General features: G+C 53.6%; 16 protein-coding genes and 2 pseudogenes. 1 reads left to right on the top strand and 17 read right to left on the bottom strand.

Annotated features, from left to right (window positions below; translation table 11 throughout):
- The first annotated feature begins 2 nt into the window (after positions 1–2).
- Positions 3–659, top strand: coding sequence for a peptide chain release factor H (gene prfH / locus LBJ36_07475; protein MDR1378877.1), 657 nt, complete (start codon positions 3–5; stop codon positions 657–659).
- On the opposite strand, the gene LBJ36_07470 is transcribed toward prfH, so the two are convergent.
- The 17 genes and pseudogenes from LBJ36_07470 to LBJ36_07390 form a co-directional block, all read right to left on the bottom strand.
- Positions 654–1364 (bottom strand): thiamine diphosphokinase, encoded by a 711-nt coding sequence (locus tag LBJ36_07470; protein ID MDR1378876.1) that lies wholly within the window; start codon positions 1362–1364, stop codon positions 654–656. The two genes, prfH and LBJ36_07470, sit on opposite strands and share 6 nt — an antisense overlap.
- Positions 1361–3688, bottom strand: a complete 2328-nt coding sequence (locus LBJ36_07465) for a hypothetical protein (GenBank protein MDR1378875.1) — start codon at positions 3686–3688, stop codon at positions 1361–1363. The genes LBJ36_07470 and LBJ36_07465 overlap by 4 nt, the downstream gene beginning before the upstream one ends.
- A gap of 16 nt (positions 3689–3704) precedes the next feature.
- Complete coding sequence (gene mltG / locus LBJ36_07460) at positions 3705–4745, bottom strand: endolytic transglycosylase MltG (protein MDR1378874.1); 1041 nt, start codon at positions 4743–4745, stop codon at positions 3705–3707.
- A gap of 8 nt (positions 4746–4753) precedes the next feature.
- Complete coding sequence (gene queA / locus LBJ36_07455; protein ID MDR1378873.1) at positions 4754–5860, bottom strand: tRNA preQ1(34) S-adenosylmethionine ribosyltransferase-isomerase QueA; 1107 nt, start codon at positions 5858–5860, stop codon at positions 4754–4756.
- Positions 5857–7281, bottom strand: a complete 1425-nt coding sequence (locus LBJ36_07450; protein ID MDR1378872.1) for a SpoIID/LytB domain-containing protein — start codon at positions 7279–7281, stop codon at positions 5857–5859. The genes queA and LBJ36_07450 overlap by 4 nt, the downstream gene beginning before the upstream one ends.
- Positions 7282–7319: 38 nt before the next feature.
- Positions 7320–7726, bottom strand: a pseudogene (tnpA, locus tag LBJ36_07445) (IS200/IS605 family transposase).
- A gap of 178 nt (positions 7727–7904) precedes the next feature.
- The gene (locus LBJ36_07440) at positions 7905–8900 is read right to left on the bottom strand and encodes a threonylcarbamoyl-AMP synthase (protein ID MDR1378871.1); all 996 of its coding nucleotides are present in this window, start codon (positions 8898–8900) and stop codon (positions 7905–7907) included.
- A 3-nt stretch (positions 8901–8903) separates the two neighbouring features.
- On the bottom strand, positions 8904–10073 hold the full coding sequence (gene tgt / locus LBJ36_07435) for a tRNA guanosine(34) transglycosylase Tgt (protein ID MDR1378870.1): 1170 nt from the start codon (positions 10071–10073) through the stop codon (positions 8904–8906).
- Positions 10060–10905: a TatD family hydrolase gene (locus tag LBJ36_07430; GenBank protein ID MDR1378869.1), complete on the bottom strand. Its 846-nt coding sequence runs from the start codon at positions 10903–10905 to the stop codon at positions 10060–10062. The genes tgt and LBJ36_07430 overlap by 14 nt, the downstream gene beginning before the upstream one ends.
- 80 nt (positions 10906–10985) lie before the next feature.
- On the bottom strand, positions 10986–11948 hold the full coding sequence (gene ribF / locus LBJ36_07425; protein MDR1378868.1) for a riboflavin biosynthesis protein RibF: 963 nt from the start codon (positions 11946–11948) through the stop codon (positions 10986–10988).
- Positions 11949–11979: 31 nt separating this feature from the next.
- On the bottom strand, positions 11980–12897 hold the full coding sequence (gene truB / locus LBJ36_07420; GenBank protein ID MDR1378867.1) for a tRNA pseudouridine(55) synthase TruB: 918 nt from the start codon (positions 12895–12897) through the stop codon (positions 11980–11982).
- Entirely contained in the window at positions 12869–13957 is a 1089-nt protein-coding gene (locus tag LBJ36_07415; GenBank protein ID MDR1378866.1) for a DHH family phosphoesterase, read from the bottom strand. The genes truB and LBJ36_07415 overlap by 29 nt, the downstream gene beginning before the upstream one ends.
- Positions 13958–13971: 14 nt before the next feature.
- The gene (gene rbfA, locus LBJ36_07410; protein MDR1378865.1) at positions 13972–14337 is read right to left on the bottom strand and encodes a 30S ribosome-binding factor RbfA; all 366 of its coding nucleotides are present in this window, start codon (positions 14335–14337) and stop codon (positions 13972–13974) included.
- Positions 14338–14421: 84 nt separating this feature from the next.
- Positions 14422–16419 carry a translation initiation factor IF-2 gene (gene infB / locus LBJ36_07405; GenBank protein MDR1378864.1) on the bottom strand — a complete coding sequence of 666 codons (1998 nt, stop codon included), beginning with the start codon at positions 16417–16419 and terminating at the stop codon, positions 14422–14424.
- A 421-nt stretch (positions 16420–16840) separates the two neighbouring features.
- Positions 16841–17083, bottom strand: a pseudogene (locus tag LBJ36_07400) (YlxR family protein).
- Between the two features lies 1 nt (position 17084).
- Entirely contained in the window at positions 17085–18194 is a 1110-nt protein-coding gene (gene nusA / locus LBJ36_07395) for a transcription termination factor NusA (GenBank protein MDR1378863.1), read from the bottom strand.
- Positions 18195–18806 carry a ribosome maturation factor RimP gene (locus tag LBJ36_07390; GenBank protein MDR1378862.1) on the bottom strand — a complete coding sequence of 204 codons (612 nt, stop codon included), beginning with the start codon at positions 18804–18806 and terminating at the stop codon, positions 18195–18197.
- Positions 18807–19593: the final 787 nt, after the last annotated feature.

Below are 19593 nucleotides of genomic sequence, written 5' to 3'. Positions count from 1 at the left end.
TAATGGAATTGCAGTTAAGTTCCGGGCAAGGTCCGGCGGAGTGTGAACTGGCGGTAGGGAAATTGCTATTTTCTTTAATGGGAGAATTTTCGGATATCAAAGTTTTAGAATGTAAGCCTGAGCACAGAAAAAAAGAAAATGTAAAAAAAGAAAACGGAAAAAAAGAAAATTGTTATCGTTCCGTGCGGATAGCTAGTGAAACGGATTTGTCCTTTTTAGAGGGTACAGTGCAGTGGATTTGTAAAAGCCCCTTCCGTCCCCATCATGGACGAAAAAATTGGTTCGTGGATATCAGCCTGTGCCACGAGAAACAAATCGACGTATTCGACAAATCGTTGGTAAAGTTCGAGACTTTCCGCAGCGGCGGCAAGGGCGGACAAAATGTCAATAAGGTAGAAACCGGAGTTAGGGCTCTCTACCTGCCCCTCGGTCTCACGACGGTCTGTACAGAAGAACGCAGTCAACGCGTGAACAGACAAATTGCTCTGACCCGCCTTGAAGAAATCGTCATCGCCCGTAACACTGCCGGAGCGGCGTTCGTCAGGTCGCTTGATTGGCTGCAACACACTCAAATCAAGCGCGGTAACCCCGTTCGCGTGTATGAAGGAATGGAGTTCCGGCTGGTGTGGAGCGCTCAAGAATCAGCGGCGAGACTATAGCTTCACTTCCTCGAAAAGACAATAAACCCCCAAACTTCCTTTTTGGATTTGCGCGCACACATGGTCTCCCGTGGGAACATTGCTGACCGTGTAAGGGCGCCCCAGAAAAATTTCCGCGTCGTTTAACTCCCATTTCGTCCCGCGAAGGCATACTCCTTCGCAAATGTCGGTAAAAGGCAAAAGAGAAATCACCGATGGGCGCGCGCGAAAAAACAGCTCGACCGACTCCCCTCCCACAAGAGGCACTAGGACCTCTCGATCGTCGGCAAAAGCCCGGACGTTCGCGCCCCACTCGCGCCCCCACGGAATAGAAAAAACGTTGGCGAAAGCATGGTCAAATCGCCCGCCCCAACATCCCGTCACCAACAGGTCGCCCTCGGCCTGGCGCAGACAAAGTTGGAAATCCGTGTAGTCCTTGTCCGTCGGGTAGCGTTCGGTTTTTACCCCCAGGCGCTCCAACCATGCCTTGCCCTCTTCTTCAATACTATCGAAATCGCCCAAGGCGCGGTTCGGAGACACTCCCGCGGTTTTACACGCTTCCGCTCCATGGTCCGCCGCCCAAATAAACTTATCCGAAGCCGCGAGACGCAACCAAGCCGCGTCTGGCGCGCGTCCACCCAACACAACAAGTTGCCCTATGCGAACCTCTCGCTCAAAGGCAATCTCCATTTGGGGTAACGCGAAGCGAGACAATAGACCGCTCATAACCCACTGGCCGAGGCTATTCCCGTATCCATTGATGACCTTGATCGCCTCGCGCTGGATTTGTCGCCTCCCCCGTTTTCATTGCCGCTACTGTTGCCGCTGCCACTAAAATCTTCGAACTCGACGTAGTGTGGTTCTCCAAAGATTTTTTTCATGGACTCCACAAACTCCAGCGTGCGCTCCTCCGTGATAAAGGAAGCCTGTAAGCGAATCGGGCGTGGGTAGCGCGTACTATAAAAAAGCATGTCTCCCTTGCCCAACAATTTCTCAGCCCCACCTGTGTCGATGATAATTCGGGAGTCCGTTTGGGAGGGCACGGCAAAGGCCACCCTTGCTGGAACATTTGCCTTGATAAGTCCCGTAATGACGTCTACGGAAGGACGCTGGGTCGCGAGAATGAGGTGAATTCCCGCGGCGCGGGCTTTCTGAGCAAGACGCACGATAAGCCCCTCCACTTCTTTGCCCGCGGTATACATCAGATCCGCCAGTTCGTCCACCACTACCACAATGTGAGGGAATCTGTTTTTGGGCAGGGCTTTTTCATTATAAGAGGCTAAATTGCGAACTTTAGCGTGCGCAAAGGCCTCCGAACGGTTTTCCATCTCCTGCACAGTCCAGGAAAGCGCGGCGATGGCCTTTTTTGGGTCGGAGACGGGCCGCGCCAGGAGGTGGGGCAGCCCGTCATATATGGCGAACTCTACGTGTTTGGGGTCCACTAGAATGAGCTTCAGCTCGTCGGGGCCGCGCCGATAGCACATTCCTAAAATACAGGTGTTCATAAAAACGCTCTTTCCTGAGCCTGTGGTTCCAGCCACCAGCAGGTGTGGCATCTCCTCCAGTCCACATACCAGACGCTTGGAATCCACTCGAACACCCATAGGCATGGGTAGGGCGTACTCGCTATCCAGAAATTCCTCCGACGCTATGATGGAGCGCAGAGCGATTCCCTTGCGCTTGGTGTTGGGGATCTCGATGCCCACGTAACGCTGTCCCAAGATGGGAGCCTCCACACGAACGGAGACCACCGCCAGAGCCATAGTCAGATCGTTGGCCAGGCCAGCGACCTTGCTTACTTTGATGCCCGGCGCCAACTCCAATTGAAACTGAACCACGGAGGGACCAGTGACAATGTGTGCCACGTTGGATTTGACACCGAAATTCTGGAGTGTCTCGACGATGGTTTTGGCCTGTTCATTGGCTAGATCATATTCTTTCTCCTCGTCCTCGTTTTTGTCGTTCTTGTCGGCGGGACCGAAAATATCCAAGGGCGGCGGAAAGTTTGGTTCAGAGGACTCCGCCTCGAAGGTTTCCGGATCCGGCGTTTCCCTTTCAAAGGGTTTCGCGTCTTGCGGAACTTTGGACTCGGCGATGGATTGGGATTCGGATGACGAATAACCGTTCGATTCGATCAGATCTTTGCCTACCAGATCTTTGCCTACCAGATCTTTGCCTACAATCACCATTCCGTCGATGGGCGTAGACTCCAGAACCTCCGTGGGCTGTACAAAGGGAGCGGATGAGGCGGTTTGTATGCTTTTGGCTTGCACATTCAAAGAAGAGGTTTCCAAAAACAGAGGTGGAACCGAGACCGTGTTTTCTGTTGTAGGCGCTCTTCCCCTCACTCGCTCTCTGTTTTCTTTGACTCTATTTTCTTTAAGTCTGGTTTCTTGGGCTCTGGCTTCTTTAGCTCTGGCTTCTTTAGCTCTGGCTTCCTTGGCTCTGGCCTCCTTAGCTCTGGCCTCTCTGCCTATGACCTCTCTGCCTCTTGCCTCACGCCCTCTCTTGCCGCGTTCCCTCACGTTTCCCTTCATAAAGCGCGCCGTCAAGACGTGGAAAAACCGTAAAGGAAACTGGAAACCAAAAAGAATGGCCGACAAGAGCAAAGAAACAATCGCTACGAAAATCGTGCCCAAGATCCCTAAGTTTAAGCGGAAAAATTGGGTCAAAGCGTCACCTACTCTTCCGGGCTGACTCAAAGCCCAGGACAGATTTCCTCCCGCGTTTCTAAACAAGCCCAATATAAACGCCGTCGAAAGGTAAAGTTGTAACGTTCCGAAAATCTGTCCTAGGGGTCTCGGAATACGACTCCTGGCAAACCAGGCGACGCAGAGATAAACCAAAAATAACAGGGGGACAATGAGCGCCCCGCCTCCCCTGATGCGCAGATACTCTCCAATAGCCTGTCCTCGTTCTCCCGTCCAGGAACTATTCATTAGGGCTCCGATAAGATAAAACGTGCTGGACATGAAAAAAAAGACGACCAACTCAAACCAGCTTCCGTGCCTATCAGAGGCTTTGATTTTTTTATTCCGCGACAATGCCATCTATTCCGTAAACCTCCTATTCCGTCCTCGCTTTTTTTATGTTGCGGCGGTGTTCTTCATAGGTCTGGGCAAAATAGTGATACCCGTTTTTGCGCGCGACGTAATAATAATAGAGGTTTCGCTCTGGAGCCAAAGCGGCTTCCCACGACTCGGTAGAGGGAATACATATGGGCGTCGGCGGAAGACCTGGCGAAACGTAAGTATTATACGGTGAATCCACCGCCAAATCTTTGTTGAAGACACGCGTCAGTTTTTTCCCCTTGAGCTTCCAAGAGTAGATGACCGTAGCGTCAATTTGCAACAACATATCCTTTTTGAGTCTATTCTCAACAACTCCCGCAATGACCGCCCTTTCTTCATCCCGCAAAGCTTCCCGCTGAATAATAGAGGCCACCGTCGCGATCCTTCCTAAATCCTTCGACGTCATGGAGACCACTCTTTCCCCGAATCGACTCCACCACTCACGGCTGGCGATCCGGATCAGCTCCTCTGGAGATTCCTCCACGACAAAATACGTTTCCGGCAACAAGAAAGCCATACGTAATTCCTCTCTGGTGATCAGAAGATCCCGCATCGGTTCAGGATAATGCGCATCGTCCAGGAGGGCCTCGCGGAGAATGTCTGTGCTCACATTCAGAAAATTCGGGGAGGAGCCTTCTCCGAAAAGCTCTCGCAAAGAGAAAACATCCATTCCTGGCACGATTGTAAGACTGGAAGATATAGGCTGCACCTCCAGAAGCTGCCTGGCCAGATCCCAAGCGCCCGCTCGATAAACACGATACTGGCCGGGGCGGATCTTACGGTCAATTCCCAGCCTCGCCATCCAACGCGCCAACAAGACGGGCGACTGCGTCAGCGCTCCCTGTTCATAAAAAGCCAGAGCACATTGGCGAGCGTTTATGCCCGGTCTCAAAACGACGACGGCCATCTCTGCCTGAGGTAAGGGCAATATCTGATCCCAAAACTCGTGGGGGTATTTCATAAAAAACGCCGTCGTACCCACTCCTACCCCTAGTAAAAAAAGTGTCAGGAGCAGAATCAGCAATCTTTTCTTCATTTTCACCGTCATTTTTTTATAAACATCGCGTCTCCGAACGAGAAAAACCTATAGCCTTCGTTGATGGCAAGAGAATAGGTTTTTTGGAGAGTCGCCAAGGCCGTCATTTCCCGGTCGCCACCAGTAAGACTGTTCACAAAGGCAGCCACCAACATGAGAAGAGAACTCTTAGGTAAATGAAAATTCGTAATCATCGCGTCCACCACTTTGTAATCGAAGCCTGGATAGATAAATAGCTCTGTTTCCATGGCGCCTCGCCGAACCCCCCCCTGAATCGCCCCATTTTCCGTGGCCGCGGACTCCAGGGTCCTGGCGACGGTGGTTCCCGCGGCCACGACTCGCCCGTGCCTCAAACGACATCGCGTCACAGCCTCTTCTGTAGCCTGGGGAACCTCGCAGTATTCGTTATGAATCCGATGTTCCCGTATATCCTGAATCTTCACCGGGCGGAAGGTCCCCAGCCCCACGTGCAACGTCACCCACGCGAGTTCTACTCCCCGATCCGCTATCCGCTTCAAAAGCTCTTCCGTAAAGTGCAAACTCGCGGTGGGGGCCGCCACGGAACCGTCGTTCAAGGCGAAAACAGTTTGATACGCGTCCCGCAAACGCGAAAAATCCGTCCGGTCGATATATTTGATATAAGGCGGCAAAGGCGTCTGACCATGAGTCTTCAAAAAAGCGAGCACGTCTTCTTTGTTTTTTCCAACTCTCACAAGCCCTATGCCCTCGTCTTCTCTGTCTTCAATGGTAAGAACATGATCACCTACCCGCACCTCGGAACCAACAGATAGCTTCCGGGCCGGCCGAAGCAGCGCTTTCCAAACACAATAATTCGGTTCTATCGGCCGGAGCAACAGAATTTCCACCTTGCCGCCACTGCCGTTTTTGTTGCCCCACAGCCGCGCGGGCAGCACGCGGGTATCATTTAACACCAAAAGGTCTCCGTCTTTCAAATAGTCTGGAATGTCTCGAAACACGCGGTGCTCCACCTGGTCCCCTGTCACGCTCCAGATCAAAAGTCGAGCGGAATCCCTAGGCATTGCCGGCATCTGGGCGATTTGGGACTCCGGCAATTCATAGTCATAGGCGTCGAGGGTGTAAAGACTCGGAATCATTGGAAACGTTTAACCGCGGTTCCCGGATAATAGTGTTCGAGAATACGCCTGGCCGTCCAACCCTCTCTCGCCAGGGCCTGAGCCCCCCATTGAGAAAGCCCCACCCCATGTCCCCATCCTCTGCCTTGAAAAACGAAATACCCATTTTCCTCAGAGATGGATCCCCCGGAACGAAGAGTGGGCATCGAGGCCGATGGCAAGGACTTCGGTAAAGGGGTTTTTGGGGGTTCCTTTTTTTTCTCCGAGCCGCTTCTTTCTATTCCTATATAAAGGTACTCTTTGCGTTTTTCGGGCTTCAGTAACATATCCATCAGTTCAGTTGAGGTGAAAACCCCTTCCGAGGTCATGAGTATCAGGCGAAGCTCCTCGGTTTCGGACATGGAAAGATTCGAGGTCGGAACCGGCGCTCCGAGCAGAGCGTCGTTCTTCGCGGGGGTGTTAGGTGTCTTTGTCCCCTGGAGCGTCTTCGGTAGAGGAACACCGTTTGTCAGCATGGTGCTCTTCAAGAGATTGGGTCCTATAACTGTTCGGAACTGACTAGACTTTATCGTCGAGGACCCCCCGCTTCCTATAAACGTCAAGTTTGTGGCGCGACCGCCTGAATCCATCTCTGACACCTGAATTTCTTTGACCCTTCCTATGTTACCGCCTACTTTGGCCAAGGCCGCCTGCACCTGGGAACCGGAAATCTTGGCAGTCCAGTTAGTATTGGGGGATTGATAAACTACAAGTTCTTTCACTCCTCTCAAGTAGGGGATATCTTTTCCCCACACGTGGGCGTTCGTGGCCGTGTGCCCACCGCTGTCGGAATGATAAGGGGTAAAGGCCAGATTACCGCCATAGGCCAAAACTTCACCTTCGGTTTCCTTAATCGCTTGATTGGTGAAGGTCGTTTCTACACCAGCCCCTTTGTAAACCTGGTCAGAAGTGTTATCGGCGACATCGTAACCGCGAACGGAACGATTCAGGCTTTGGCGCAACCCATAGGTGCGGGAAATGATCGCCTGAACCTTCAAATATTCTATGGGCCATCCAGGGATGGCCTCCGCGGGCAAAACGCCTCGGATGTAATCTTCCACATCCAGGATATTGATTAGAACAAATTCTTTAGTGAGGAGAAATTTACCTCTGTATTTTCTACCCTTGAAGCCCAAAAGCCCCGAACTGGAGATCTGCAGAGGAAGAGAAAATTTGTTTTTTCCTACCAGCGCGAACCCGCCGGAGCGCGTCAACACCGCCGTCTTCCCCAAACCAAAGTTTTTCTTTCCAGCGTCGAGAAGGGTTATCGTGCCATCCGAGGACAAGGAAACACTTGAAGGACCATCCGCTAGGCGCACGTAAATATCTCTCGCTTCCACGTAACCCGCGAAGAATAGAATCGACAGCAATGGCAAAAGGCATAGTTTACACGCGTTTCGCAACAAATCAACCTCCCAAATACACACCCTTTGATGCTATTTTATACAAATTTATTGCTTTGTTCAAACCTCATGATAGTTTTCTCTGAAATATGCCCCATAGATTCATAGTAGTACGAATGTGTCCACAAGAAAGGCATTTTCAGGAGATGAGGAAATTCCAAGCGCAATACTCTTGCGGTATAGCCCTTGAGCTGTCGGACAATATAGTGAGGAGCGTTTATAGGCCGCATTTTGACAAAGGGACAAAGGCGTGAATGTGATTCGGCATGATCTCAAGCTTCGCAATCTGAACATCGATCTCATCAGCTTTCTCGTATAAAAGTTCTTTAAGTCGTATTTCTACATCACCAACAAGCACCTTGCGCCGATATTTTGGACACCAGATAAGATGATAACCAATATTGAACACAGATGTGTTCGAATGAATCCATCGTTGATAAGCCATAAACGGAGTTTAACATGAAAGTAGACATATGGCAAGAAACCAAATACAAAACAAACGCCGCCAACGGCGGCGTTACGATTCTCATTCAATCTTATTCAATCTCATTCAATCTCATCCAACTCTCATCCAACGACTGAAGCCGTTGGCTTTCTTATCGCTTTATCGTAAACATTCAAGCTCAGGGGGGCAGAGCTCGTTCGGCGAGCGCCGCTCTGCGGATACGATCCCGTAGAGCAAGTCCCAACCCCTCCGGCCTTGGCCATTCGACGACGATATAGCGGAGTCCCGCCGCCTCGAAACGCCTGAAGCTCGCGAACATTCCCCTGGCGTAGCTTTCCTCAGAATCGAAGAGAATTGTTTGAGCGAAGTGGGCCGGTGGTGGCGTCATACCCATAAAACCCGACGCAGAGGAGGCGATGGACCGTGGGAGTTCTTCTCCGGGTATCCAGATGTGTACCGGCACGGTTGGGGCGTAATGCCTATAACGCGTCCCCGGCGAGTGTCTTTTCGCGTCTCCGTCTGGAATCCCCAGAGGTTCCTCGAAAAACGCCTCTAGCCTTTCCACCGGCGTTCCTCCGGGCCGCAACAGAAGAACTTCCCGTCCCGTCAAATCCACCACTGTCGACTCCAGCCCTACGTCCGTCTCGCCCGCGTCTAGCAGAAGGTCGATCCGGTCGCCCAGATCGGCCGCCACCGCCTCAGCGTCCGTAGGACTAGGGCGACCGCTGCGATTCGCGCTGGGCCCAGCCACGGGGCAACCCGCCGCCCGGATCAGCGCTAAGGCCACAGGGTGGTCGGGAACACGCAAGGCCACGGTGGAAAGCCCACCGGTTACCTCTTGGGGGACAACAGGGCTCGCGGGGAGTACTAAAGTCAATGGGCCGGGCCAGAAAGCGGCCATGATGGCCCTCGTGCGCTCATCGACCCTCGCCAATCGCTCCGCTTCCCTATAGTCACTCAGATGCAAAATCAGTGGATTGTCCGCAGGGCGCCCTTTGGCTCGGAAAATCTCCTGGACCGCTTCCGGGTTCAATCCGTCCGCCCCCAGACCATAAACGGTTTCCGTCGGGAACGCCACCAATCCCCCGTTCCTCAAAATCGACGCCGCCTTAGCAATCGGTTTCGAGTCCGGGTTCCAGCGGTCCACCTCAAGTCGAGACATCCGTCGCGGCATCAATCATTCACCTCCTGCGTCCCCATTTTGGGCATCAGGTCTCGAATCTCGAAAACTTTCCCGGAAACGAGCCAGAAAACGGGGATATTCGCCTTTCAGGATGGCCTCTCGAGCCTCCCGAGCCAGGCGTATCGTAAAACGCAGGTTGTGCCAGGTGCAGAGCCGCGCCGCCAGGATTTCCCCCGCTTGGTACAGGTGACGCAGATAGGCCCGGGTGAAGGCGCGGCACAAATAGCAGTCGCAGGCGGGGTCCACCGGGGAGAAGTCTCGCTCGTATTTTTGCCCCTTGATGTTCACACGTCCAAATGAGGTGAAGAGTGTTCCGTTGCGACCATTGCGGGTGGGCAACACGCAGTCGAACATATCGATGCCCCTGGCGATGGCCTCTACGATGTTGGGAGGGTAACCCACCCCCATCAGGTAGCGGGGTTTGTCCTTCGGCAGAGCGGGGTTCAGCAGATCTAGAATGCGGTACATGTCCTCGTGAGGCTCTCCTACCGAGAGGCCGCCGATTCCATAACCGGGGAAGTCAATTTCAGCAAGTTCCTGGGCCGAGCGCAGTCGGAGATCGTCGAATGTGGAACCTTGGACAATACCGAACAAAGCCTGAGTGACGTTAGCTCCCTGAAGGCTCGCCTCTTGGAGGTGAGCCTCCTTCGAGCGCCGAGCCCAGAGAGTCGTCCGTTCGAGGGCTTTCTCCGCCTCCTGCTGCTCAGAGGGGTACGGGATACACTGGTCGAAGCACATGGCGATGTCGCTGCCCAGCAACCGCTGAACTTTCATGGCCCATTCAGGAGACATGGCGTGAAATGACCCGTCGACATGAGACTGGCATAACACCTCTTTGTCGGTGACTTTATTGAGCCGCGCCAGGGAAAAAACCTGGAATCCCCCGCTGTCCGTGAGGATCGGGCGATTCCAGCCCATGAAACGGTGTAGTCCCCCCGCCTGAGCCACGACCTCTGCGCCGGGGCGCAAGTAAAGGTGGTAGGTGTTACCCAAAATAATCTGGGCCTCAATTTCTTCGAGTTCTCGGGGAGTCATGGCCTTCACTGTCGCCTGAGTTCCCACGGGCATGAACACGGGGGTTTTCACCACCCCGTGGGGCGTCACGAATTCTCCAGCCCTGGCGCCGGTCTCGTTACAACGGGCGATAATCTTAAACTCGAACATGGTTTTGCGCTACCGGCGCGTTCGATTCAGTTTTAGATTCGTGAAGGATTCCCCAGCCGAAGAGGCGCGCGGCGTTTTCGTCGACGATCCGAGCCAGGCGTTCGACGGAAAGATCCCTGGCCTTCGCGATTTCCTCGTAAACAAGACGAACGTAGGCTGGTTCGTTGAGCTTGCCTCTGTGGGGTTTGGGCGTCAGCCAGGGAGAATCCGTCTCGCAAAGCAGACGATTTTCGGGAATACGGGCGGCCACCAACCGGAGTGCGTCGTTTTTTGGCCAGGTGACGGGCCCTCCCAAGGACAGGTACGCGTCTAGATCCCTCATGGCACTCAGGTATTCGAGTCCCCCTGCGTAACAGTGGAAGATCAGCGGTATTTTTGAAGATAAGGAAGAATTTCCCCCCCCCAACAGCTCCAGAATGTCGGGCATCGCGTCCCGGACGTGAAGGACCAGGGGTTTGTTTATCTCCGCCGCCCACTTCAGGTGCATGAGGAAGACGCTTTGCTGTACGTTGCGGGGCGAGTGATCGTAGTAATAATCGAGTCCCGTCTCCCCGATGGCGACAACTCGGGAATCTCGCGCGAGGTTCAGAAGCTCTTCCGGCAGTCCGCCCTCCACGGTTTTCGCGTCGTGGGGATGTACACCCACAGCCGCGTAGACGCCTTGGAGTTCATAAGTATGGGCCAGTTCCACCGCCTCTAGACTGGTCGCCAGGTCGGAACCCGCCACTAGGATATGCGCCACCCCGGCCTCCCCCGCACGTCCAACGAAAGAAGCACCATCCGCTCTCAATTGATCGGAATTGATGTGGCAATGTGTGTCGATGAAAAACAAACAATGGCCCCCTTATATAAATTAAAGTAAAAGGCCTAAAGTTAGAATAGCTAAAAACAAGTCATTTACAATCATTCACTTCAGTCCTTCGGGATCTCGCAGCCCAGCTTGCTCAGAAGTTCGACGTAAGCGATCAAGAACCCGGCGTACCATTCCGTGTGCTGCGCAAAGCTGTGCCGGAACACGGTCCGCGCCCGCCTGGAGTCCGCGTCGATTTGCATGACGAGCTGGTCCACGTCTTTGAAAGGCACCTGGGGACGCAAACGTGAGAGAAAGAAGACGGGCAGACTTTCATCGTAGAGGTCTCCTTCGTAGTCCAAAATGAAGACCTCTACCCGAATGTCGGAAATATCTGTAAAGGTGGGGTTTTTACCGATGGACAGAGCCCCCGCCTTCCACTTGCCTTTAACGAGCACGGCGACGGCGTACACTCCGTCAGCGGGAAGAAGTTTGAAAGAAGGAACGCTCAGATTCGCCGTGGGAAATCCCAGCTCTCTACCTCGCCCTAGGCCGTGAACAACTTCTGACCAGAGAAAATAGGGATAGCCTAGATTGCTGATGGCGAGTTCGCATTGCCCGGACACTACCTGTCCCCGAATGACCGAACTGGATATTTTGCTCCCCAAATACTCCAGAATGTCCACCGACAGAAAGGGAATATCTCCTTCGCGGCAGTATCGCTCCAATAGTGCCACATCTCCGGTGCGGCGGTAGCCGAAGCGGAAATCTTGTCCTACAACGATCCCCTCGATCACCACCTTCTCCCGCAGATATTCCCAGAAAAGATCGGGGGAAAAACGCGCCAGCTCCTCGTCGAATTTGAGGCTGACCAGCCGAGGAATCTCCAGAAAAAGCCGGATCAGCTCTCTTTCCCGCGAAGTGAAGAGAACCCCGGAAATCGCCCTCATAAAAAGCCCCGGATGTGGATCGAAAGTAATCGCTCCCCACTCCAAATTCAGAGGGAAAGCCAAAATCTTTGCCCGCTCGAAAAGGAGCGCGTGCCCTCGGTGAAACCCATCGAAAGCTCCCAGCGCGGCAATCATTTCTCGTTGCCCTTATGTTCGCGCATAATCTTCAGGACTCCACGTCTACAATATTGGCTTCGGACTTCAGAAGAACAGGCCCTTTTTCGGAGCTTCGTGTCATTCTGGCGAATCCGATCATTCTTTCGCCCTCGACGCACAATCCCTTGCCCAGTCCTATTGTTCCGGGAAAATAGCGCCCAGCGTCCGCTAAGGGTACACAAAGGCCATTCAAAAGACGGCGTTCAGCGTCTTTTGTCAAGACGATGCGGTGAAACGGCCTCCCTAATTCCCTCAAATTTATCAAATTTTTCAAGTTTCCCAATTCTTCCAATTCTTCCAAAGCATAGGCGTCGGAAACATGAAAGGCTCCTATCGACAAACGGCGCAGCGCTTCCACGTGGGCGCCGCAGCCCAAGGCCGTACCCATGTCGCGAACGATGCCGCGGATGTAGGTTCCCTTGCCACAAAACACGGAGATCGTGACCCGTCCGCCCAATAGGGAAGAACTCCGAGCCGCGGCAGTGATGGAGACAGGGCGCGGGGTCAGGTCCGGCACCTCGCCTCGTCTCGCCATTTTGTGAGACGCCTTTCCGTTTACTTTCAAAGCCGATATCTCAGGAGGGCGTTGCATACGCGTGCCCCAGAAGGAGCAGAGAACCCGATCAAGGGCGCGCTCATCCATCCGCGACGCGTCCCCGCGAAAAATAACCTGTCCGGAGGCGTCGCACGTATCAGTAGAGACCCCCAGCCGAGCCGACGCCTCGTATTTTTTGGGGAGTTTCATCACGTAGTCCGACAGGCGTGTCGCCTTTCCAAGAAGTAACAACAAAAGTCCCGACGCGGTCGAATCCAGGGTCCCAGCATGTCCCACCTTCACGTCCTTGCCTAGGAGGCATTTGACGCGGGAGACACACTCGGCGCTTCGGGTTCCCACTGGTTTATCGACCAGAAGAAGCCCATTCGGCATAGGCGGCCTCCACGGTTTCTCGGACGGATCGGATGGCTTGGTCCAGCGGCGGAGGTAATTGCGCCCCCGACGCGCGAGGATGTCCTCCTCCGCCCAGGGCGCGGGCGACAGTAGACGCGGCGACGGATTCCGCTCTCGATCGGAAGCTCGCTTTGACCTCGCGCTCTTCTTCCGTGAGCAAAACGGCGAAACGAACATCTCGGATGAGGAGTAACTGGCTGACCAACATCTCCGTGTCAGAAGCGTTGGCTTTCGTCAAACGGAAATCTTCTTGCGTCAACCAGGACATGGCAAACTGATTTTTCTCTCCCCAGCGGCAGATGCGCCCCAGGGCCACGCCCCAAAGGTGCATCCCCTCCAGCGAGCGAGTCTGACGCAGGAAAGCGTCTATTCTGGCGGGGTCCACTCCGCGTCTCAGGAGATCCGCGGTTACCTGGTGCGTCGTGGAGGTGGTGTTGCTGAACACAAAGTTTCCCGTGTCGGCGACAATGCCCGTGTAAAGGCATTCAGCGATGTGGGGTGTGATGGTCCAGCCCCCCGCCTTCATGACGTGCCACAACAGTTCCGATGTGGAGGAGGCTTTGGGTTCCACGCAGTTCAACGTGCCAAACCTGGAATTGTCCTCGTGATGATCAATATTCAAGATGAACGTGCTAGGAGACCGGTCTCGGAGACCCCTTGTCCCTCTATCCTCATTGGCCGAATCCAGAAAAACGTATAGACGATCTTTTTCGTCAAAACGATATTCCTTTTGGGTTACGTATTCTTCCACATGGGGCAAAAAGCGGTAAGAGGGAGGCACGGGATCGGGACCTATCCAGCGTATGGTTTTACCCTGGAGCACTCCGGCCTCGAAGAGGGCCGTCGCCGTACCTAAGGCATCCCCATCCAATTTCATGTGCGAAAAAAGGCTCCACGCCGAAGCGTTTTCCAGAGTTCGAGCCACTTCCGCCAACAACTTCGCGGAAACCGGCAGGTCGCTTCTGGGCTCCGTCGTTTTCTCTATCGTTTTCTCTATCGTTTTCTCTTTGTCCTTCGTTTTACAATTGATCTTCGCCATCTCTATTTTCTACTTCAGGATTCCTCGTCGTTTTTGACGGAATCCAACCCCAATTTGTGGAGGATGCCGTCGATTCGCTCTCCGTAGTCCAGCGATTGGTCGATCATAAATTCAAGTGCCGGGATATGACGTAGCTCCAAAACCTGCCCCAACATGGAACGCAAAGCGCCCTTCAATTTGCGCAGCTCGGTCAGCACAGATTCACGGTTAGCGGAGTTTATTGTCGTGAAGTACACTCGCGCGAACTCCAGATCACGGGCACACTCTACTCCGGTTATAACGGCGTTTCTCGCCATGTCGTTCTTTACGCGCTGCTCCAGCAGAAGCGATATTTCGCGCTGGAGCTGCTTGTTAATCCTGGCCATACGAAATGTCCCCATATTTTTTGTTCACCTCTTGCCGAGGGGTAACATGTAAATTAAAATTCCAAATAAATTTTTACACAAAATCAAATTTACACAAAATCAAAGAGTCCGTTTCTCCTCGATGATCTCGTAGGGTTCCAGAATATCGCCCTCCTCGAAGTCTTGAAACCCGGCCAGAGCGATTCCGCAGTCGAACCCAGCCTTGACCTCTCGCGCCTCATCCTTGAAATGCCGGAGAGTGGAGATGTTCCCGTCCCAGATGACGATTCCCGCCCGCACGACTCGTATTCGGGAGGAGCGGCGCACCAAACCCTGCGTGACATGACACCCTGCGATCTTGCCCGCCTTCGGGATCTTGAAGACCTCGCGCACCTCCACCTCGCCCTGACGCTGCTCCCGCAACGTGGGTTTCAAAAGCCCTTCCATAGCGGATTTCACTTCATCGATGACGTCGTAGATGACGTTGTAGAGGCGGATCTCGACACCATCGGCCTCGGCGATTCTTTTGGCGTTAGCGTCCGGGCGGACGTTGAAACCGACAATCACGGCGTTCGAGGCAGCTGCCAGCATCACGTCTGACTCCGCGATACGTCCCACACCCTTATGAACGATGGTCACCCCTACTTCGTCGGTGGCCATTTTTTCCAGGGACGCGCAAAGAGCCTCCACGGATCCCTGGACGTCGCACTTTACCAGCAGATTGAGCTGAGGCACTTGTCCTTCTTTCATCTGGGAATAAAGGTCTTCCAGAGACGCCTTTCTCACAGGAGTTCCCGCGTCGCGCTGGAGAGATCGGGTATCAGAAAAGGCGTTACGGGCCTCCCGTTCGGAAGACACCACCATAAAGGTTTCGCCGGGCTGCGGAACTTCGATCAAACCCAGAACCTCGACGGGGATGCTGGGTCCTGCCTCATTCACGTTTTTGCCGGATGCGTCGATCAGCGCCCGCGTCTTTCCCCAAGCCGAGTCGAAAAGAAGTACATCTCCGCGTTTCAAGGTTCCCTGTTGGACGATCACCGTGGCGACTGGACCTTTGCCCTTATCCAGTTCCGCCTCGATCACGACACCTCGGGGAGAGGCCTTCGGATCCCCCTTCAGCTCTTGCATCTCCGCCACGAGAAGCACCATTTCCAGAAGGCGGTCGATTCCGTCTCCTAATTTGGCCGAAACGTCTACCATTACCACGTCGCCGCCCCATTCCTCTGGAACCAGTCCCACGTCAGAAAGTTGTTGGCGAACCCTGTCTGGTTTGGCGTTCGGCCTGTCCGCCTTGTTCACGGCCACCACGATGGGGACGCCCGCGGCCTTGACGTGATCAATGGCCTCTCTGGTCTGGGGCATCACGCCGTCGTCCGCCGCCACCACTAAGATGACGATGTCGGTTACGCTGGCTCCTCGAGCGCGCATGGCCGTAAAGGCCTCATGGCCGGGGGTGTCCAGAAAAACGATCGGTTTTTTGTCATGTTCGACGATGTAGGCCCCTAAGTGCTGAGTGATACCACCGGCCTCGTGTGCCGTGACGTTCGCGTGCCGTATCGTATCCAAAAGGGTCGTCTTGCCGTGGTCCACGTGCCCCATGACCGTCACGATCGGTGGACGGGGCGTCAAATTCTCTTTCTCCTGCGGTTCATCCGCCGCGTCTTTTTTGCGGAGTTTCGCTAGTTCGCCGGTCTCGCTTCTTCTGGAGGTTCTGTCGTCACGTTTTGTCGCTTCGGCAAACCCTTCGGCCAGCTCGAACTCCACATCAAAGGATTTGCTCAATACTTCCAAAATTTTCTCGTCCACATCATTGGTCGCGGGGACCATCATACCGGAAGACATCAGGGCCTTTACCGCGTCAGCGCTGGAAACGCCGATTTTCTCCGCTACCGTTTTAATCGTGACACTCTCTCCCAACACTATTTGTTTTTTCGCCGCTGAGGCGACATCCGCTTCTTTTTTCGGAGGCGCCTCCGTGAGAGCGTCCTCGACCAACTGCGCCACGTCGTTCTCGATGGAGCTCATATGCGTTTTGACTCCGACGCCCAGGTCCTCTAGGATTTTCATCAGATCCTTGTTACTTTTGCCCAGGATTTTCGCGAGTTCGTACACTCTCATTTTACTCAAGGGCGACTCCCCCTTCTCGTTTACAAATCTCAATTCCCGATCTTCATGCCCCACGTCCATCGGGAAGCAACATCTTTATCTTGTCTGCCAGGCCGTTTCGAACCGGCAGAGCCATCACCTGTACACCCGCCGCCCCTATCGCCGCGGAAAAAGCCTCTACGTTCAGGGGAGCGCAAACATGAACGTGCCGATACTCTAAACTCTCGACCTGTTTGCGAACGATATCCTTCACCGCTTCAGAGGAATCGGCGGCCGTCAAGATCAGCAAAGGTTCTTTCACACATTGAGATTTTACACTATCGATGCCGATATGAAGCAAACCAGCGCGTCGCGCCAAACCTAAAAGGGATCGAAGCTCTCTTTGAACGTCCGCCGTGCCGTGCGTTTCTTTGTAAGTTTCGATATACTCCTCCAGTTGGTCGTAGAGTTCGCCGGAGACCTCTGTCTTCAAGGCGCGGGCGAGAGATTTGTTTTTTTTCGCCTTGTCGAGACACTCTCGGCGGGCGCAGATATACGCGCCTCTGCCGGGCAGCTTGCCACGCTCGTCCACGGCCACGGTCCCCGCGGGAGATCGCACTACGCGAATCAGCGCCCTCTTTGGCGATTCTTCTCTGCACGCAACGCAGGTACGAGGTCGTTGGCGTGGAGGCGTCATTTCATTTACTCCCGTTTCCCGGCTGCTCTTCGACAAAGTCGTGGAAGATATCGGACAGTGTGGGCATACGCTCGACTTCCATGGGGTTGATGTCGATCTTCCAACCCGTCAGGCGGGCGGAAAGCCGCACGTTCTGCCCTGCCTTCCCGATAGCCAAAGACAGTTGATCGGGGTAGACGTAGACCTGAACCGCGTGGTCCTGGTCCAAAACGGGTTCCACCTTGGCAACCTTTGCTGGTGAAAGAGAGTTGCGGATATAGATCAGCGGGTCGTTGTGCCAGACGGTGACGTCGATTTTCTCGCCCGCCAGATCCCGGCTGATGTTCTTGATGCGCTCGCCATCGATGCCTACACAAGCTCCAACAGGGTCCACATTGCCGTCCAACGTCATCAGCGCCACTTTTGCCCGAGTTCCGCCTTCACGCACGATGTTCTTGATCTCAATGGTGCCGTCCACAATCTCCGGAACCCAAAGTTCCAAGAGTTTTCGCAAAAGCCCTGGGTGGGTACGGGAAACGACGATGCGGGGTCCCCGTGTAGTCTGGCGCACGTTCAGCACGAAGAACTTCATCCGATCACCCGGATTGTACCTTTCCTTGGCGATGCGTTCCTCTCGCGGAAGAATGGCCTCCGTCCGCTCGCTCAGGCGGACGAGTACTTGGTCGTTCTCGGACTTAAAAACGACGCCGGTCATCATTTCGCCCACTTTATCGGCGAATTCCTCGTAAATGACCTGCCGTTCCGCGTCCTTCAGTCGCTGGATGATAACTTGACGCGCCGTCTGGGCGGCGATACGCCCGAAATCTTCGGGATTTTTTTCGATGCGGATGACATCTCCCACCGACACTTTGAACCCCAGATTTTTGGCGTCGGTGGGGGTGATCTCCGTATCTTCCGAGGTCACCATTTCCACCACGGTACGCCGCTCGTTCACCGATACATTGCCGTTCTCGAAATCGACCTCGACCTCGACCTCCGGATTTCCTCCCTGATATTTTTTATACGCGGAATTGAGAGCGGCCACGAGGCTCGAAGCTATTAAATCCGAGGAAAGACCTCGTTCCCGGGTTATTTGGTTCAAGGCACGTAAGAAGTCGCGTCCCAGTTGCATTTAATGCTCCTCCTCATATTTTTTGATTGTTTCCGATTTCCTCTTCTCTGCTTTTTTCTGTTTCCCGCGCGGCTTGGAGGCATTGGAAGAAACCGTTTTTTTGGGGCTTTGAGGTTCCAGTCCCCTGAAAACTAGCGTAGCCCGCGCCACGACACCGAAGGGGATGTTTCGAGTGCCCTCCTCCGTCGTCAACGTCACGGACGCCTCATCGGACGCTTGAATGAATCCCACGTGGGTTTTGCGCCCCTCAACCAGCCTGTGGGTCTTGATTCGCGCCTCCCTTCCCCGGAATCGCTCGTAGTCGGCAGGGGTAAAGAGCGGTCTTTCCAAGCCCGGCGAGCTGACCTCCAGATAGTACTTATCGCTCAATTCTTTCGCATCGCTGACGTCCTTGCCGTCCAGGTAGCGATTCACCGCCTTTGAAACTTTCTCGCAATCCCCAACGTTGATTTCTCCGAGGGTATCGATCAGAACACGCAGAACAAAACGCCTCTCCTCCGTCGTCAGCGCGATGTTCACACATTCGTAACCAAGCTCGGTCACGATCGTCTCGATCGCCTGGGACAGCTCCTCTTTTCCCAAAACCACACCTCCCTCGGTATGAATTTTCACTGGAATTCCTCGCCCGGTGACGTCGGAAGAAGGCGGAGGGATTAAATTAAAGAGAGTGGGCACCAACCCACTCTCTACAATATTTATTATAGCACAATTCTCGACAACGCAATGCCGTCATAAACTCTTAGGGTCAATTGTTTTAGACCGCGAGTATATTATAAGTAGAATTATAATAAATATATATAGAGGGGGGGTAGGAATATCGACATAATAAATGATCACATAGATGATATACACTCTTTTAAGTGGAGATGGGTATATTTTAGAGGTTTATATTTTCTCGTTCATACATGGCGTCCCTATTACTATTATTATTTATATGATTTGAAAGGACGCCGTCTGACACCAAGACTTACCCACAAGAAAATTAACGCTTTGATGAATAAGATGAATAAAGAAATCGAAACGTCTGTGCCGGAAAATTACAAGCTTTGAGAATGGGTATTACCACAACAATACATTTGTCTTCAGTGTTTCTTATTGCCAAGCCTGTAGAAGACTTCCGCCTCCAAGTTATCGCCCATGCTAAACACATACATAGGAAGCCGCCTAAGAGGAGGCCTCCTAATATAGTGAGCGGTATCCTGCTCAATGCTTTCGTCTCTTCATTTTGCCCAATGCGCCTAATGGCAGCCGCAAGCGCAAGCACCGCAGTTTCCTCCGCAGTTTTTGGCGCCCTTCAGCGAGGGTCCTTCGAGAAGTATCAACGTCTTTCCCCGACACTCGGGACAACGCGGAGAAGGACTATCCTGAGTGAACGTGTGAGAACACTCCGCACACCGAA

The organism is Synergistaceae bacterium, assembly GCA_031267575.1.
Taxonomy (GTDB): Bacteria; Synergistota; Synergistia; order Synergistales; family Aminobacteriaceae; genus JAIRYN01.
The sequence above is the reverse complement of the archived record's forward strand: the minus strand, read 5'-3'. Positions and strand labels throughout refer to the sequence as shown.

Excerpts from the sequence above, each read along its gene's own strand:
- LBJ36_07415 (MDR1378866.1), bottom strand. The coding sequence starts at position 13,957 with ATGGCGAAGATCAATTGTAAAACGAAGGACAAAGAGAAAACGATAGAG.
- tgt (MDR1378870.1), bottom strand. The coding sequence starts at position 10,073 with ATGTTCGAGTTTAAGATTATCGCCCGTTGTAACGAGACCGGCGCCAGG.
- LBJ36_07465 (MDR1378875.1), bottom strand. The coding sequence starts at position 3,688 with ATGGCATTGTCGCGGAATAAAAAAATCAAAGCCTCTGATAGGCACGGA.
- LBJ36_07470 (MDR1378876.1), bottom strand. The coding sequence starts at position 1,364 with ATGAGCGGTCTATTGTCTCGCTTCGCGTTACCCCAAATGGAGATTGCC.
- infB (MDR1378864.1), bottom strand. The coding sequence starts at position 16,419 with ATGAGAGTGTACGAACTCGCGAAAATCCTGGGCAAAAGTAACAAGGAT.
- nusA (MDR1378863.1), bottom strand. The coding sequence starts at position 18,194 with ATGCAACTGGGACGCGACTTCTTACGTGCCTTGAACCAAATAACCCGG.
- ribF (MDR1378868.1), bottom strand. The coding sequence starts at position 11,948 with ATGATTGCCGCGCTGGGAGCTTTCGATGGGTTTCACCGAGGGCACGCG.
- prfH (MDR1378877.1), top strand. The coding sequence starts at position 3 with ATGGAATTGCAGTTAAGTTCCGGGCAAGGTCCGGCGGAGTGTGAACTG.
- rbfA (MDR1378865.1), bottom strand. The coding sequence starts at position 14,337 with ATGGGGACATTTCGTATGGCCAGGATTAACAAGCAGCTCCAGCGCGAA.
- truB (MDR1378867.1), bottom strand. The coding sequence starts at position 12,897 with ATGCCGAATGGGCTTCTTCTGGTCGATAAACCAGTGGGAACCCGAAGC.
- LBJ36_07440 (MDR1378871.1), bottom strand. The coding sequence starts at position 8,900 with ATGCCGCGACGGATGTCTCGACTTGAGGTGGACCGCTGGAACCCGGAC.
- queA (MDR1378873.1), bottom strand. The coding sequence starts at position 5,860 with ATGATTCCGAGTCTTTACACCCTCGACGCCTATGACTATGAATTGCCG.
- mltG (MDR1378874.1), bottom strand. The coding sequence starts at position 4,745 with ATGAAGAAAAGATTGCTGATTCTGCTCCTGACACTTTTTTTACTAGGG.